We start from the raw sequence: 14085 nt of genomic DNA, 5'->3' as shown, positions 1-14085 counted from the left end.
GAATCCCATGGTCAACCTGCTGACTGCCGATCTCAACCTTTTGGTTGCCCTTGACGCTTTGCTGATGGAGCGAAACGTCACCCGGGCGGGGGCGAGGATCGGAATCAGCCAACCGGCCATGAGCTCTTCCCTGCAAAGGCTGCGCCGGCAATTTGATGATCAGTTGCTGACCCGGATCGGCTCGTCATATGAGCTCACCCCCCTGGCGCAGGTCCTCCAGGAGGACGTTTCGCAGATCCTCAGGATGGTTGAACGTACCTTCGATGCGCAGGCTGTATTCGACCCTGCAGTCTCAACCCGCAGCTTCCGGATCGTCACGTCCGACTATTGCCTGACAGCTCTTTCCGGAACGTTGATGAACATGCTCCAGAAGGAGGCGCCGGGTGTGCAGGTGCACTTCGATGCCGTCACACCCGAGGCCGTGGAACGCATCAAGGAGACGCTCCAGACGGCGGATCTCATGCTCATACCCAAAGGGCACTTTTCCGGATTCCCCCACACGGAGCTGTTCACGGACAACTGGGTGTGCGTCACAGGAGACACTTCACCGGAAAAAAACCTGACGGTCGAGCAAATGCGCGACGCACGCTGGGCCAGGTTGTTCGGCACGGAAGTTAATTCGACGCTGGCTGACCGCCGGGTCTACGACCTTCAGCTTGGGGAAAGGACGGACATCATTGTTGACAGCTTCCTCATGCTGCCTTTCGCAGTAGCAGGGACGTCACGGCTCGCCCTTGTGCAGGAACGGCTGGCCCAGATGCTCGCATCCGTAGCCGGTGTCAAAATCATGCAGCTTCCCATCAGCCTCCCCACCTTGGTGGAGTGCGCTTGGTGGCATCCCTCCAAGTCCCCGGACCCGGGGCATCAGTGGTTCCGTCGGCTTGTTGCCCGCGCAGCAGCAGAGCTGGATGCGGCAGCAGAGCTTGGAAGTGAGCCTGCCGGCCCAGGGTCTATCCATATTTCAGAACCATCCGAAGCAGAACGCCCTGAGCCACTGACGGCCCAATGCCTTCCTGCCTGACACCCTCAACACTTCAGGAGTTCCCATGCATTTTTCCCTGTTCCTCACTTCCCGTTCCCGCGGCCCCGAAGAAGACCGTGCCGTAATGCAGGCAATGGTGGAGCACGCCGCCGACGCCGAGCAAAAGGGTTTTGACGCCGTCTTCCTTCCCGACCACCACTTCACCGGCTACGCCCCGCCCGCAAGCGATCCCTTCGTTTTCGCCGCGTACCTCGCCGGCAAACTGGAGCGCATGCACTTCGGCTTTTCCGTCCAGACCCTGGCCCTGCACCACCCTGTCCGGTTTGCCGAGCGGCTCGCCCTGCTGGACCAACTGACGGACGGCAAGCTTCTGGTGGGTGTCGGCAGCGGAACCACACCGGAGGAAATGATCGGTTTCGGCGTGAACTACCAAGACAGCTCACGGTTGGCCAATGAGAATCTGGAGATCGCGGAGCGTCTCTGGGCCAAGCAGCCCGGTGATGAGCCGGTCAGCTTTGACAACGGCCACTACCGCGGCGCAGTGGTGTCCCGCATCGTTCCCGCGCCGTACACCAAGCCGGAACCCCGCGTTATGTCCGTGGCAGCGCGGCCTTCCAGCGTTGAGCGGGCTGCCAAGAAGGCCCAGCCGGCCTTCATCCTTGCCTTCACCCCGCCCATCATCGACAGCGGAAATGCGTATGAGGAAGTAAAGAAGAACTTCGGCATCTACCGCAGCGCCCTTGAAGCTGCGGGCCACTCGGAAGAGGCCGTCCGCGCCGCCCTGGAATGGACCACCCACTCCTACCAGCACGTGCACATCGCGGAAACCGATGAGCAAGCTGCAGCCGAGATGGACATCATCCTTGAGCAGTACCAAGAGACCGTTGAACGCGAGCACGCTGCCAACAAGGCGGCCGAAGCCATCAGCGGTGTTGACTTGCGCCCCACTCCTGATGCCCGGACCGAAGGCTACAAGGGAACCTGGTGCCTCTACGGCAGCCCGGAAACAGTAGCCGCCGAACTGCAGAAATATGCTGACCTGGGTATCGGAAATGTGCTCATGGCTGCGATGGGCGGGCCCCTCACGGACGAACGACGCCGCTTCACTGCCCAGACCATGCGGCTCTTCGCAGAGCGCGTTCAGCCCCTGCTGCTGTCCAACGAAGCCGCCGCGGACGCAGAAAAGGTGGCAGCTCTGTGACAACCACCAGCGAACACGCTGATCCCGCACCCGCCGGGACGGAGATCGCTGGAGCAGAACTCACCGGCGGTTTGAACGGCTGGAGCACCAGTGCGAGCGCAGCAGCCGGGGTTGACGAAATGGTCCTGCTTGACGGCCCCTTGGGAATCGTCAGCAAGGCCATGGATGAACGCGACACCTCCCTGATCATGCCTTCAGGAACAGCCTTGGGCGCCACATGGAATCCGGAACTGGTTCGGAAAATAGGCCAGGTCATTGGCCAGCAGGGCGTCGAGCGTGGCGTCTCAGCAATCCTCGGCCCCAACCTCAACATGCCCCGTTCACCACTGACGGGCCGGGGCTTCGAGATGTTCTCGGAAGACCCCTACCTGACCGGCACGTTGGGTGCAGCCTGGGTGGAGGGTCTCCAATCGCAAGGCGTTGGCTCCTGCACCAAACACGTAGTAGCCAACGACACTGAAACAGAACGACGCCGGATGAACTCGAGCGTGGAACAAGCAACCTTGAGGGAGACATACCTGTTGCCGTTTGAGGTTACGGTGCGCGCTGCCAACCCTTGGATGTTGATGATGGCCTACAACCGGGTCAACGGCACCCACTGTTCCCAGAACGCGGGCCTCATCAGCGTCCTCAAAGATGAGTGGCATTACGACGGCGTGGTGGTTTCCGACTGGTATGGGGTGGATGACACAGTGGCGGCGGCCAACGCCGGCCTGGATCTGGAAATGCCCGGGCCAGCCACCTACCTTGGCGCCCGCTTTGCCGACGCCGTGGCTTCAGGCACGGTGGCACCGGAGCGTTTGGGCGACGCTGTGGAACGCGTCACCCGGCTCGCGGACCGGACGGGTCGCCGCACTGGCGCTTCCGTACCTGCACCCGCGCACCTGCGCAGCCAGGAGGATCAGCTAAAGGTGCTCCGCGAGGCCGCCGGCCAGTCGTTCGTGTTGCTCGAAAACAAGGACGCCATCCTGCCGTTGGACGTGTCCCGGGTGAAGACGCTGGCAGTGGTGGGACCCAATGCGGACAAGCCGTGCTTCCAAGGCGGAACCTTCGCCACAGTGCGTCCCGAAGGCCAGGTGGTCACGCCCCTGGACGCCATCCGCGAGGCAGCAGGTCCCGGCGTCGAGGTTCTTTACGAGCCCGGGGCCGCCCCGGCGTCTGCTTTGTCCCTGACGGAACTCGGAAGTACGGCGCCGGACGGAACGCCGGGCGTTCTTCTGGAAGTCTTGCCGGCCGGTGACACTGACGACGTTGTGTACCGCGAGATCCGTAAGTCTTCGGCTTTCGTATGGTTTGGTCCGGTCCCGGGCCTGGGCGCGGGCGTTCCGGGCCGGGCACGCATTACGGCTCGTGTAAACCTCCCCGCCGCTGCCCGCTGGATGGTGGGTGCCGGCGGGACCGGCGTCAGTTCACTCCGGGTTGATGGCCAAGAGGTGTTGGTGGTTCCTCCGCCCGCGCCCGATGACGTCATGGGAGTGGTTGCGCGCGCAGACACCCAGGAGATTCCCGTGGATCTGCCTGCAGGGACGGTGGAACTGGTGATCGACATGGCGTTCCGGCCCGGACGCGTGCAGGCGATCACGGCAGTGGCAACACCGGAACAGGTCACCGATCCATTGTCTGCCGCGGTTGATCTCGCGGCTCGGGCAGACGCCGTGGTGGTGGTCATCGGCGATCAGCAAGGGTCATCCCGTGAAAGTGCGGACCGCACGACGGCGGCACTTGACCCCGCCGGCGACCGGCTGGTTGACGCCGTTGCCGGGGTGGCGGCCAACACCATTGTGGTGGTCAACGCCTCCCGTGCAGTGCTCCTGCCGTGGGCGGACAAGGTCAAAGCAGTGCTGATGGCGTGGTTCCCCGGGCAGGAATTCGGTCCGGCATTGGCTGGAGTGCTGACCGGCAGTACCGCTCCTGCCGGCAGGCTGCCGGTGTCCTTCCCCCGCTGTGATGAAGATATTCCCGGCTGGGGATCCGGGTTGGATGAAAACCTCACGCTGGACTACGCAGCCAGCGAACCCATGGGTTACCGGCACTTCCAAACCGAGGAACTGCAACCGCGCTACCCCTTTGGATACGGGCTTGGATACACCTCATTTGAGCTGGACGATGCCGTTGCTTCTGCCGGTTCCTCCGGTGCCCGACAGGAGGATGGCGCTCATGGTGTCTCGGTGAGGGCAACGGTCACCAATACCGGCGACTCCGGCGGCCGCGACGTTGTCCAGGCATACCTTAGGGCACCGCATGAAACGGACTTCAGGTTGGCCGGTTTCGAGGGCATCCATCTCGCCGCGGGCGAGAGCCGTGAGGTGGACATCGCCCTCGAGCCACTCTGCTTCAGGCGTTGGGATTCCGTGGCTTCAGCCTGGGTTGTCCCGTCAGGAGAATGGGAAATCCGGACATCCCGGAACGCTGGGGATGGGGGAAAACTCTGTAGGATCCCCTTGTGACACTTCCGGACACTAAGTCCCGCGAGCCCAAGCAGGCCAGGAGCCGCCAATCGTTTGAAAAAACGGTTGAGGCGGCCCTGGCCCTGCTCGAGGAACGGGGAAACGACGAATTCACCCTGGCCGAAGTCAGCGCGCATGCCGGAGTGTCCATCGGTTCCATATACGCCCGCTTTCAAGGCAAAGACGAGCTCATCCGGGTTGCCCACGGCCGCAAGATGGACGACATCGACGCTGTTTCAGGCCATCTTTTCGAGGCCTTGCGGCTGGCCCCTCAGGCACCGTTGAAGAGCTATGCCCAGGAAGCGGTGAACCTAACCATCGAGATCCTCCGCCGGTACGCGGATATCCTTCGTCCCTTCATGTTGCGGGCCACCCAGGACGAGACGATCTCAAAGCGGGGCGCGGCTTCGCACGCAATGTTGGCGGCGCGCTTCGCCGGCGTCCTGCGGGCCTGGCCCGGCGGCTACCTCGGGCAGTCGGATATCGACTGGAGCTTCAACGTTGCCTACAGCGTGGTGGCACGCCGTCTGGGCCTTGGCAGCACTACTGAAGGCAGTGGTGACGTCGAATGGCCCGACATCGCTGAAAAACTCTCAGGAATGGTGGCTTCCTACCTCTTGGCCGAGCTGGATGGGTCCAACCGCGAGAGTGCTGGCCCCTAACGGCGCATCCTGGGCGCAGCTTTTGATCCGGCTGGCATAACTATTGCGAATACCGGCCATCAGGAACCTCGTCTTCCCGGCCTTCCGCGGCATCGGCATAGTGGAATCAAATACGCATTGTCCTTGAGCGATAGGAATTCCACGTGCACGTTCGCGTCAGCCCCGGTTCAGTTGCCCTTGACGAGCCCGATGATTGCTCCAGCTTCAAGGTGCTCTTATCCGAGGAGGCAAGGAAGGACCTGCCGGGCCTACTGGCATCCGCGTCAGCCGGGAAACTCGACCATGACGACGTCATGGTTTCGGTGGATTGGATCAAAGGGGAATGCGCCGGGAGGATCGGCATGGGGTGGAACTATCGCTTTGCCAACATGCTTGTCTACGCCGCCGGCAAAGGCTGGCTCAGCCAAGACGGCACCCACGTCAGGGCGCATGTGGAGGCGCTATGACTCCCGGTAAACGTCAGAAGCCCCGATGCACCTTGCATCGGGGCTTCTGACGTTTACCGGTCTGCCATAGCCTGCCGAACCAGCCCGTAAGGAACGCTTGGGTGGGCACGTACGATGTACCGGTCCTCGCCAATGCGGGAGATCAGGATGCCGATTTTATGCTCCGCTGCGGCCACCGAGACAACGGCTACCGCATCGTCCAGCGCGCCGGCGCCCGTGGAATGTGCGGCCACTGATACTTCCAGCATTCCGGTGGGGCGGAGCCCTTCCCGGACTAACGCTGCCCCTGCTGCCTGTTTGATGTTCGCTGACGTATGCATGTAAGGCGTTCCAAGGAGTTCGGGGGCGAGTGGGCCGCTGGGCACCAACCTGGCGCGCGGGCGGCCGCCAGATCGGTGAAACGACCCCAAAGCTAACCGAACTGAGTTGGCACGCGGAAATAGTAATCGGCGATAGCCAACATTTCGTTTCCCTATCCCCTTGAACTGCCGGTGAAAGGAAAGGGACGCCCGAGCCGTCCGGCAGCTCCGGGTATTTGCGGGATGAATGATCGATATAAAAAAAGTGCGCTTCCCCCGATGATGGGGCTGCCCCAGAGTGGTTACAGGACCTGCAGCAAACCGATAGCAGCCAGTACACAGAAGGAATTCAGCGTGGAAACTCCCCTCTCCCATCTTGCCCACCTTGAGATCACCACCCCCGACGTCGAAGCCTCGGCCAAGTTCTACGAGGAAAAGTTCGGAATGCGCATCATTGACCGGGTGGATGGCAACGTCTACCTGCGCTGCTGGGGCGACTACTACCGTTACAGCCTGGTCATCACCGAAGGCCCTGAAGCGTCCCTCGGCCGGATGGCCTGGCGCACCAATTCGCAGGCAGCCCTGGAAGCCGCCGCCCAGCGCATTGAAACCACTGGTGTACAGGGCACCTGGACCGCCGGCGGCCACGGCTACGGCAAGGCCTACGAGTTCACCGGCCCCTATGGCCACCACATGCGCCTGTTCTATGAGGTGGAAAAGTTCGTGGCCGAGCCCGGCTTCGAGTCCACCTATCCGGACCGTCCCGAGCGTCGCAGCAGCCACGCGGCCGCCCCGCGATTCCTGGACCACGTCACCGTCGCAACGCAGGACGTCCGCGGCTTTGCCAAGTGGTACAACGAGGCCCTCGGCTTCCGCGTCATGGCATTCGTGGACCTGGACGAAGCCCCCATCACGGTCTTCTCGGTCCTGACCACCAACGAAAAGTCCCACGACCTCGGCGTCGTCCTGGACACCTCCAACCGCCCCGGCCGCGTCAACCACATTGCCTTCTGGGTGGATGCCACGGAGGACCTGCTCCGCACCGCCGACGTCATGATGGAGAACGGGACCCCCATGGAATACGGCCCCTCCATCCACGGCGTGGGCGAGCAGAACTTCCTCTACTTCCGTGACCCCTCCGGCCTGCGCGTCGAGCTGAACTCCGGCGGCTACCGCAACTACGTTCCGGACTGGGAGGCCAACACCTGGAAGCCGTCCGAGGGCTCCAATAACTTCTACAAGAACGGCGCCATGCCGCACTCCATGACCGAGTCCTTCCCGCCGGCCGAGGGTTTCACCGCCACTGAAGAGGGCGCTTCGCCTGAAATGAAGGAAGCGCTGCTGAACCCCTACGCGCAGCAGGGCCGGGGCTAAGACACCATGGCTGAAACCACCTATTCACTCATCCGGTTCCAGGAACCCGGGGACAGCAAAGCCCGCACGGGCCTGCTCGTTGATGACCGGGTCCTGCCGCTGGACGGGGACATCAACTCCCTGATCGAGCACTGGGACACCACCGAAGCGGAACTGGATTCCCTGGCCGCCTCCGCAGGTGCAGACACCGGACTGGCGCGTGCCGCCGTCGAAATCCTTGCCCCCGTGGAGCCGGCCCAGATCCTGCAGACCGGCGCGAACTACCGCAAGCACGTCATCGACCTCGCTGTCGCACACCGCGAACCGGGCGAAGACGCCGAAGAGGTCCGTGCCGCGACGGCGGCCATGATGGACAAGCGCGCCGGCCAGGGCACGCCGTACTTCTTCATCGGGCTCCCGACGGCGGTCGCTTCCGCCACGGATGACCTCACCTTGCCGTCCTACTCCACATCCCACGACTGGGAATTGGAACTGGCGGCAGTGATCGGCAAGACAGCGTTCCGGGTGACCCCCGAAGAAGCGCTCGCGCATGTGTTCGGCTACACGATGGTCAACGACATCACCACCCGTGAATATGTGTTCCGCAAGGACATGCCCGCCATCGGCTCGGACTGGTACCGCGCCAAGAACGCCCCCGGCTTCCTGCCCACCGGCCCGCTGCTGGTCCCCGCCAAGTTTTTCGGCGACCCCCAGGACGTCCAGGTGACGCTGAAACTCAATGGCCAGGCCATGCAGGACGAGTCCACGCAGGACATGATCTTCGGCGTGGCCAAGCTGGTCAGCGAGGCCTCGCAGATCATGCCGCTGCGCCCGGGCGACCTGGTCCTCACCGGCAGCCCGGCCGGCAACGGCCAGCACTGGGGCCGGCTCCTCCAGGACGGTGACGTCATGGAAGGCACCATCACCGGCCTGGGCACCCAGCTCATCCACTGCAAGGACGAAACCACTGAAAGCAGCAAGCAGTGACCGCTCAGGACACAGCCACCACCGGCACCGGGGAATCAGCTCCTGATTCCCCGGTGGTCCGGCGTGACGATCCGCTGGGCAGCATCCGGGCCATGGCCGCCGCCCACAACAACTGGGGCCGCTGGGGGGACGATGATGTGCTGGGCACCCTGAACTTCATTGGCGCCGCCAAACGTGTCGAAGCCGCGGCGCTGGTCACCACCGGTGAGGCGTTCTCGCTGTCCCAGCCGTTCGATACCAACGGCCCGCAGAAGGGCTGGCGGCGCCGCACCAACCCCGTGCACACCATGACGGACACCGGAGTGGACGCCGAGCGCGGCAACCAGGGTTTCCCCCACGGCTTCGGCGGCGCTGACGACGTCATCGCCATGCCGCTTCAGTGTTCCACCCAGTGGGACGGCCTGGGCCACATCTTCGACCAGGGCAAGGCCTGGAACGGCCGCGCCGCCGGTGACGTCGTCACGTCCGAAGGTGACCTGGTCACCGGCATCGAAACCGCCGCCGCGAAGATCGCCACCCGCGGTGTGCTGCTCGACGTCGGCCGCGCCCTGGGCCCGGAGCTGGGACGGAACGACGGCGAGCTGCCGGACGGCTTCGCCATCACCCCCGAACACCTCCAGCGGACCATCGAACTGCAAGGCCCCAGCTCCGAGGTGCGCCGCGGTGACATCGTGGTGATCCGCACCGGACAGTACACCCGCGTCCGGCGTGACGGCTGGGGCGACTATGCCGGCGGGTCCGCCCCCGGGCTGTCCTTCAGCACCGCCCCCTGGCTGCACCGCAGTGAAATCGCCGGGATCGCCACCGACACCTGGGGCTTCGAGGTCCGCCCCAACGAGTTCGACGCCGCGTTCCAGCCCCTCCACCAGATCGCCATCCCCAACCTGGGACTGTTCCTCGGCGAAATGTGGGACCCGGACGCGCTGGCCGAGGCATGCGCGGCGGACGGCAGGTACGACTTCCTGCTGACCGCAGCCCCGCTGCCCATCACTGGCGCCGTCGGCTCACCCGTCAACCCGATCGCCCTGCGGTAAGCCGCACGTGGTCAGCTCCACTCAGAACAATCACCAGTAACGCCGTCAGAACAAAGGAGTCAGCGATGGCAGCAGTCGAGAACGTCGGAATCGTTGGGGCGGGCGCCGCCGGGCTGGCCGCTGCCATCCTCCTGGCCGATGCAGGGATCCGGGTGGAGATCCTGGAAAAGGCACACAGCCCGCAGCCCCTCGGGTCCGGAATCACCCTGCAGGGAAACGCCCTCCGGGTCCTCCGGCAGCTCGGCGTCTGGGACCAGGTGGAGGCCAAAGGCTATGGGTTCAGCACCTTGGGCCTGCGCGCCCCGGACCCCAACGGCACCGTCCTGGCAGTCCTGGAGGATATCCGTACCGGCGGCGAAGACCTCCCGGCCACCATGGGCATGTACCGGCCAGACCTCACCGCCATCCTCCGCGAGCGCGCCGAGCAGGCGGGCGCACGCATCAGCTACGGCAAGAGCGTCACGGAGATAACGGACGACGGCGGGTCCGTCACCGTAAGCACGGCCGATGGCACGGCCGCCAGCTACGACCTCCTGATCGGCGCTGACGGGCTGCACTCCGCCGTCCGCAAGGCGATCGGCATCGACGTCGAACCCAGGCCCACCGGCATGGGCATCTGGCGCGCTTTCGTGGAGCGGCCCGTAGAAGTGGTCCGCACCGACCTCACCTATGGCGGCCCCTGCTTCATCGCCGGCTACTGCCCCACGGGCCCGGACACCATCTACGCCTACCTGGTGGAAAAGGCGCAGGAGCGCAAACATGAGGACGGCCCCCGCATCATGGCCGAACTCGCCGCGGCCTACGGCGGACCGTGGAATGAGATCCGCGACAACCTGGACCACAGCGCCCGCATCAACTACACGTGGTTCACCACCCACCTCGTCGACGGTCCGTGGAACCGCGGCCGCACCGTCATCATCGGCGACGCCGCGCACAGCTGCCCGCCCACAGTGGCCCAGGGCGCTGCCATGGCTCTGGAGGACGCCGTCGTCCTGGCCGAACTGCTGATCAACGCCGACCACGTCACCGAAACCCTGTTCAAGGAGTTCACCGACCGCCGCCTGGACCGGGCCACGGCTGTGGTCAACGCCTCGGTCCAGCTGGGCCAGTGGATGCTCGACGGCGTCCGCGACGCCGATGTTCCCGGCCTGATGAACTCACTTTCCACCATGTTGAAGGAAACCGCATGAGCAACCTTTCCCCGGACGCGCCGGCACCTGTCATCGACGTCCACGCGCACATCCTGCTTCCGGCCCTGCAGCAGCTGGTGGCCGAGGCTGATCCCCAGGGTTTCGGCGCGCAGCAGGCGCTGGAGGTGCGGCGCAACGGGCCCGAATCCATGGCCGCGTCAGGAAAGATGATCAAGGAGCGGTGGCCGCAGCTGACGGACCTGGACCGCCGGCTTGCCGATATGGATGCCCAGGGCGTGGACGTGCAACTGGTCTCGCCGTCGCCATCGCACTTCTACTACTTCGCCGGCGAGGAACTCTCGCTGCAGCTCGCGCGGGCCGCGAACCAGGCGGTGCGGGAGTTCGTGGAGCGCGCCCCGGAACGGCTCAACGGGCTGGGCCTGGTTCCGCTGCAGCACCCGCACCTCATGGTGGATTCCCTGGAACACGCGGTACTGGAGTGCGGGCTGCTTGGCGTCGAAATCGGTTCTTTCGCCGCCACACCCGCCGCGGACCGCACCACCGTTGAGCTGAGCGACCCGCGCCTCGAACCGTTCTGGTCCCGCGCCGCGGAGCTGGGCGCACTGGTGTTCCTGCACCCGTTCGGCTGCTCCCTCGATGAGCGGCTGGACCGGTTCTACCTGGCCAACACCGTCTCCCAGCCCGCCGAAAACGCCGTGGCCCTGTCCCACCTGGTCTTCAGCGGCGTCCTGGACCGCCACCCTGGACTCAAGGTCCTGGCTGCCCACGGCGGCGGCTACCTGCCCACCACCCTGGGCCGCTCCGACCACGCCTGGCGGGTCCGGCCCGAGGCACACGGGTGCGCCGAGCCGCCGTCGTCCTACCTGAAGAAGCTCTACTTCGACTCGCTGGTGCACAGCGCGGCCGAGCTGCGGGCGCTCGTAGCCGCCGCTGGCCCGGGTCAGGTGCTGCTCGGCTCCGACTACCCGTTCGACATGGGCTCAGACCAGCCAGTGACGGAGGTAAACCAGGCACAGCTTCCCTCCGCAGCCGAAACGAAGGTCCTCGCCGGGAACGCCGCCGCCCTCGGCATCACCCCGGCGTCAACCCGTACCGTCAGCCACCCAGCCTAAGGAACAGATTCATGGTCAAGATCGCCAGATGGAACCACGACGGCGGGACGCAGTCCGGCTTTGTCAGCGGCGGCGCCTGCCACGCGCTGCCGGCGGGACAGGACGTGCAATCCCTGCTGGACGCCGGCCTCGAGGAGACGCTGGCCGTGGCCCGGCGGACCATTGGTTCGGTCCCGGTGGTCCCACTGGCGGACGTGCAGCTGCTCGCCCCGCTGGTGCCCGCCACCATCCGCGACTTCGTCGCCTTCGAGGAACACGTTGAGGGCGTCCGGAAGTCCATCGACGGCGTTGCCGGCGTGGTGCCCGAATGGTACGAGGCGCCCACGTTCTACTTCACCAACCCGCACACCGTGACCGGCACGGGCGAGGTGATTGGGATCCCGGACGGGTGCGTGGACCTGGACTTTGAGACTGAGGTGGCAGCCGTCGTCGGGCGCGTTCCCGGCAGCGACGGCCGGAACCTGGACGCGGAGGCGGCGCACCGGCATATCTTCGGCTACACCGTCCTCAACGACTGGTCCGCCCGGGACCTGCAGCGGCGCGAGATGAAGGTCAGCCTGGGACCGTGCAAGGGCAAGGACTTCGCCAACACCCTGGGCCCATGGATCGTCACCGCGGACGAGTTCGAGGACCGGCACGATGCCGAAGGGTTCCTGCCCATCTCCATGTCCGTCGAGGTGAACGGCGAACAGATCGGCCAGGACCTGCTCTCCAACATGGGCTGGCCGTTCGCCGAACTGGTGGCCTACGCGTCGCAGGACTCTGTGGTCCGGCCCGGCGATGTGCTCGGCTCCGGCACGTGTGGCAGCGGCTGCCTCGCCGAACTCTGGGGCCGGAACGGCGCCCAGACTCCCCCGCCGCTGAAAACCGGCGACGTGGTGCGCATGAGCGTCGAAGGCATCGGAACCATCGAAAACACCGTGGGCACCCGGCGTGAGGCCCTGACCCGGGTCCCCGCCCGGACCCGCCCCCGGAACCGGGTCGCCGCAGAGGTTCCGGCTACCTGACGAACCTCCGCAGGCAGCCGCATGCGGCCTTATGGAGGCTCACAACGGCGCTTGCTGCGGCCCGACAGCGGCTTCAATCACCACCGGGTGGGCCTGAACCGGGAAGAGTTCTTGCAGCCGCCCGCATGAACGCTGAACCACGGACCGCAGCCAAACGCTTGCCGGGTCCTCCGTCTGTGACGGATGCCAGTACATGGCCTCCACCAGGGACGCCTCAGTATCCTCAGCAAGTTCCAGGACTGCGATGGGGGCGCCGCGCGCGGCCCTCGCCGCCAGCATCCGCGGGACAAGAGCCACAAGATCCGTCCCCTCCACCAGGAGGGGCAGGGACAGGAACCCTGCCACCACGGCGGCCACCCGGCGCTGGAGGCCCAGCGACTCGAAGAGCTTGTCCGCAGGTGTGCTGACGCCCTCGCCGAAATACCCCACGGCGTGCGGCACCGTGACCAGGTCTTCCAGCGTGAGCCGGGGTTGCTGAAGCAGGGAACTAGCGGCGTCCGCGACCACGACGAAGCTGTCCCGGAAAAGCTGTCTGCTGGCACCTTGCATCTGGTACCCGGTGGGCCCTACCAGGAGGTCGATCCTGGAGTAGTCGGCCAGCTGGCCCTGGATCCCGGACTTGGAGGTGGGCATGAAATCCACTGATACTTCGGGCGCCTCATCACGGAGGATCCCCCGCAAGGGGCCAACAATCAGTGCGGCAGCATAGTCCGAGGCGGCGATGATGAACTCCCGCTCGCTGGTGCCGGGGTCGAACCCTGACCGCACCCGGGTTGCCCGCTGGATGTGCAACAGGGCTTCATCCACCAGCGGGACCAGGGATTGCGCAAAGGGCGTGAGGTCATAGGTGCGGCCGTTGCGGACGAGGAGTTCGTCGTCGAAATGCCGCCGGAGCCTCGCCATCGCGGCGCTGGTGGCCGGCTGGCTGAGCTGGAGCCGTTCGGCTGCCCGGGAGATGTTCTTGAGCTCCAGCAGGACCTGCAAAGGGGGCAGCAGGTTCAGGTCCAGGTTTTTCATATCCACAGGTTATCCGCGCCCCGCATCCGCAAAGACCGAACGCCTCCGCAGCCAACTCCAGGACGACCTTCCGCGCGGCCCGGATGCGTAAGTAGCCTGCCTTGCCTATGGAGTGCCCCCAACCCGCAGAAGGGTGGCGGCCACCCTTTCGCAGCCGCACTGCCGGGCCGAAAATTGCTGCATGGATGCTCAGGAAATGGAGCGGGTGTGGCATGGAAGCCACCGGAAGGGCCAGGCCAAGATGTGGCAGTTGGCCTTCGTCTGGTGCGTCCTTTGCCTCGTGTCGATTTCGGTACTCATGACGTCCCTGCCGCTGTAGCGGGGACGCCCGGCACCACCGGGGCCCGGCCGGAGAGCTGCACCGCAGCCCCGGCGGGGCCCTTTTGT

At 65.2% G+C, this 14085-nt stretch carries 14 protein-coding genes; 12 read left to right on the top strand and 2 right to left on the bottom strand.

The genetic code is table 11. The annotated features are described in order from the left end of the window. Positions 1-7: 7 nt before the first annotated feature. The 5 genes from UC32_RS08325 (at position 8) to UC32_RS08305 (ending at position 5738) form a co-directional block, all read left to right on the top strand. Positions 8-1021 carry a LysR family transcriptional regulator gene (locus tag UC32_RS08325; RefSeq protein WP_015938688.1) on the top strand — a complete coding sequence of 338 codons (1014 nt, stop codon included), beginning with the start codon at positions 8-10 and terminating at the stop codon, positions 1019-1021. A 25-nt stretch (positions 1022-1046) separates the two neighbouring features. Then, positions 1047-2183: an LLM class flavin-dependent oxidoreductase gene (locus UC32_RS08320; RefSeq protein WP_045730761.1), complete on the top strand. Its 1137-nt coding sequence runs from the start codon at positions 1047-1049 to the stop codon at positions 2181-2183. Further along, positions 2180-4630 carry a beta-glucosidase gene (locus UC32_RS08315; RefSeq protein ID WP_045730760.1) on the top strand — a complete coding sequence of 817 codons (2451 nt, stop codon included), beginning with the start codon at positions 2180-2182 and terminating at the stop codon, positions 4628-4630. The genes UC32_RS08320 and UC32_RS08315 overlap by 4 nt, the downstream gene beginning before the upstream one ends. Continuing rightward, entirely contained in the window at positions 4627-5292 is a 666-nt protein-coding gene (locus UC32_RS08310; protein WP_045730759.1) for a TetR/AcrR family transcriptional regulator, read from the top strand. Before UC32_RS08315 ends, UC32_RS08310 begins: the two co-directional genes overlap by 4 nt. A gap of 143 nt (positions 5293-5435) precedes the next feature. Beyond that, entirely contained in the window at positions 5436-5738 is a 303-nt protein-coding gene (locus UC32_RS08305; protein ID WP_045730758.1) for a hypothetical protein, read from the top strand. A 53-nt stretch (positions 5739-5791) separates the two neighbouring features. On the opposite strand, the gene UC32_RS08300 is transcribed toward UC32_RS08305, so the two are convergent. Beyond that, positions 5792-6058: a hypothetical protein gene (locus UC32_RS08300; protein ID WP_045730757.1), complete on the bottom strand. Its 267-nt coding sequence runs from the start codon at positions 6056-6058 to the stop codon at positions 5792-5794. Between the two features lie 333 nt (positions 6059-6391). Between UC32_RS08300 and UC32_RS08295 the strand changes: the two genes are divergently transcribed. The 6 genes from UC32_RS08295 to UC32_RS08270 all read left to right on the top strand — a co-directional run bounded on the left by UC32_RS08295 (position 6392) and on the right by UC32_RS08270 (position 12681). Beyond that, positions 6392-7411, top strand: a complete 1020-nt coding sequence (locus UC32_RS08295) for a VOC family protein (RefSeq protein WP_045730756.1) — start codon at positions 6392-6394, stop codon at positions 7409-7411. Positions 7412-7417: 6 nt separating this feature from the next. Beyond that, positions 7418-8377, top strand: a complete 960-nt coding sequence (locus UC32_RS08290; protein ID WP_045730755.1) for a fumarylacetoacetate hydrolase family protein — start codon at positions 7418-7420, stop codon at positions 8375-8377. Continuing rightward, positions 8374-9411 carry a cyclase family protein gene (locus UC32_RS08285; protein ID WP_045730754.1) on the top strand — a complete coding sequence of 346 codons (1038 nt, stop codon included), beginning with the start codon at positions 8374-8376 and terminating at the stop codon, positions 9409-9411. The genes UC32_RS08290 and UC32_RS08285 overlap by 4 nt, the downstream gene beginning before the upstream one ends. A gap of 65 nt (positions 9412-9476) precedes the next feature. Beyond that, entirely contained in the window at positions 9477-10601 is a 1125-nt protein-coding gene (locus UC32_RS08280) for an FAD-dependent oxidoreductase (RefSeq protein ID WP_045730753.1), read from the top strand. Next, the gene (locus UC32_RS08275) at positions 10598-11674 is read left to right on the top strand and encodes an amidohydrolase family protein (protein WP_045730752.1); all 1077 of its coding nucleotides are present in this window, start codon (positions 10598-10600) and stop codon (positions 11672-11674) included. The genes UC32_RS08280 and UC32_RS08275 overlap by 4 nt, the downstream gene beginning before the upstream one ends. Positions 11675-11685: 11 nt before the next feature. Next, the gene (locus UC32_RS08270; protein ID WP_045730751.1) at positions 11686-12681 is read left to right on the top strand and encodes a fumarylacetoacetate hydrolase family protein; all 996 of its coding nucleotides are present in this window, start codon (positions 11686-11688) and stop codon (positions 12679-12681) included. Positions 12682-12720: 39 nt separating this feature from the next. Here the strand turns inward: UC32_RS08270 and UC32_RS08265 are convergent, their stop codons facing one another. After that, the gene (locus UC32_RS08265) at positions 12721-13698 is read right to left on the bottom strand and encodes a LysR family transcriptional regulator (protein WP_082071996.1); all 978 of its coding nucleotides are present in this window, start codon (positions 13696-13698) and stop codon (positions 12721-12723) included. A gap of 181 nt (positions 13699-13879) precedes the next feature. On the opposite strand from UC32_RS08265, the gene UC32_RS20710 reads away from it, so the two are divergent. Beyond that, positions 13880-14017, top strand: a complete 138-nt coding sequence (locus UC32_RS20710; protein WP_161797261.1) for a hypothetical protein — start codon at positions 13880-13882, stop codon at positions 14015-14017. The last annotated feature ends 68 nt before the right edge of the window (positions 14018-14085 follow it).

The organism is Pseudarthrobacter chlorophenolicus, from assembly GCF_000962805.1.
In the GTDB taxonomy this organism is placed as follows: Bacteria; Actinomycetota; Actinomycetes; order Actinomycetales; family Micrococcaceae; genus Arthrobacter; species Arthrobacter chlorophenolicus_A.
The sequence above is the reverse complement of the archived record's forward strand: the minus strand, read 5'-3'. Positions and strand labels throughout refer to the sequence as shown.

Coding starts and splice junctions, on each gene's coding strand:
- UC32_RS08325 (WP_015938688.1), top strand. CDS start 8: ATGGTCAACCTGCTGACTGCCGATCTCAACCTTTTGGTTGCCCTTGAC.
- UC32_RS08320 (WP_045730761.1), top strand. CDS start 1,047: ATGCATTTTTCCCTGTTCCTCACTTCCCGTTCCCGCGGCCCCGAAGAA.
- UC32_RS08300 (WP_045730757.1), bottom strand. CDS start 6,058: ATGCATACGTCAGCGAACATCAAACAGGCAGCAGGGGCAGCGTTAGTC.
- UC32_RS08290 (WP_045730755.1), top strand. CDS start 7,418: ATGGCTGAAACCACCTATTCACTCATCCGGTTCCAGGAACCCGGGGAC.
- UC32_RS08280 (WP_045730753.1), top strand. CDS start 9,477: ATGGCAGCAGTCGAGAACGTCGGAATCGTTGGGGCGGGCGCCGCCGGG.
- UC32_RS08275 (WP_045730752.1), top strand. CDS start 10,598: ATGAGCAACCTTTCCCCGGACGCGCCGGCACCTGTCATCGACGTCCAC.
- UC32_RS08270 (WP_045730751.1), top strand. CDS start 11,686: ATGGTCAAGATCGCCAGATGGAACCACGACGGCGGGACGCAGTCCGGC.
- UC32_RS08265 (WP_082071996.1), bottom strand. CDS start 13,698: ATGAAAAACCTGGACCTGAACCTGCTGCCCCCTTTGCAGGTCCTGCTG.
- UC32_RS20710 (WP_161797261.1), top strand. CDS start 13,880: ATGGATGCTCAGGAAATGGAGCGGGTGTGGCATGGAAGCCACCGGAAG.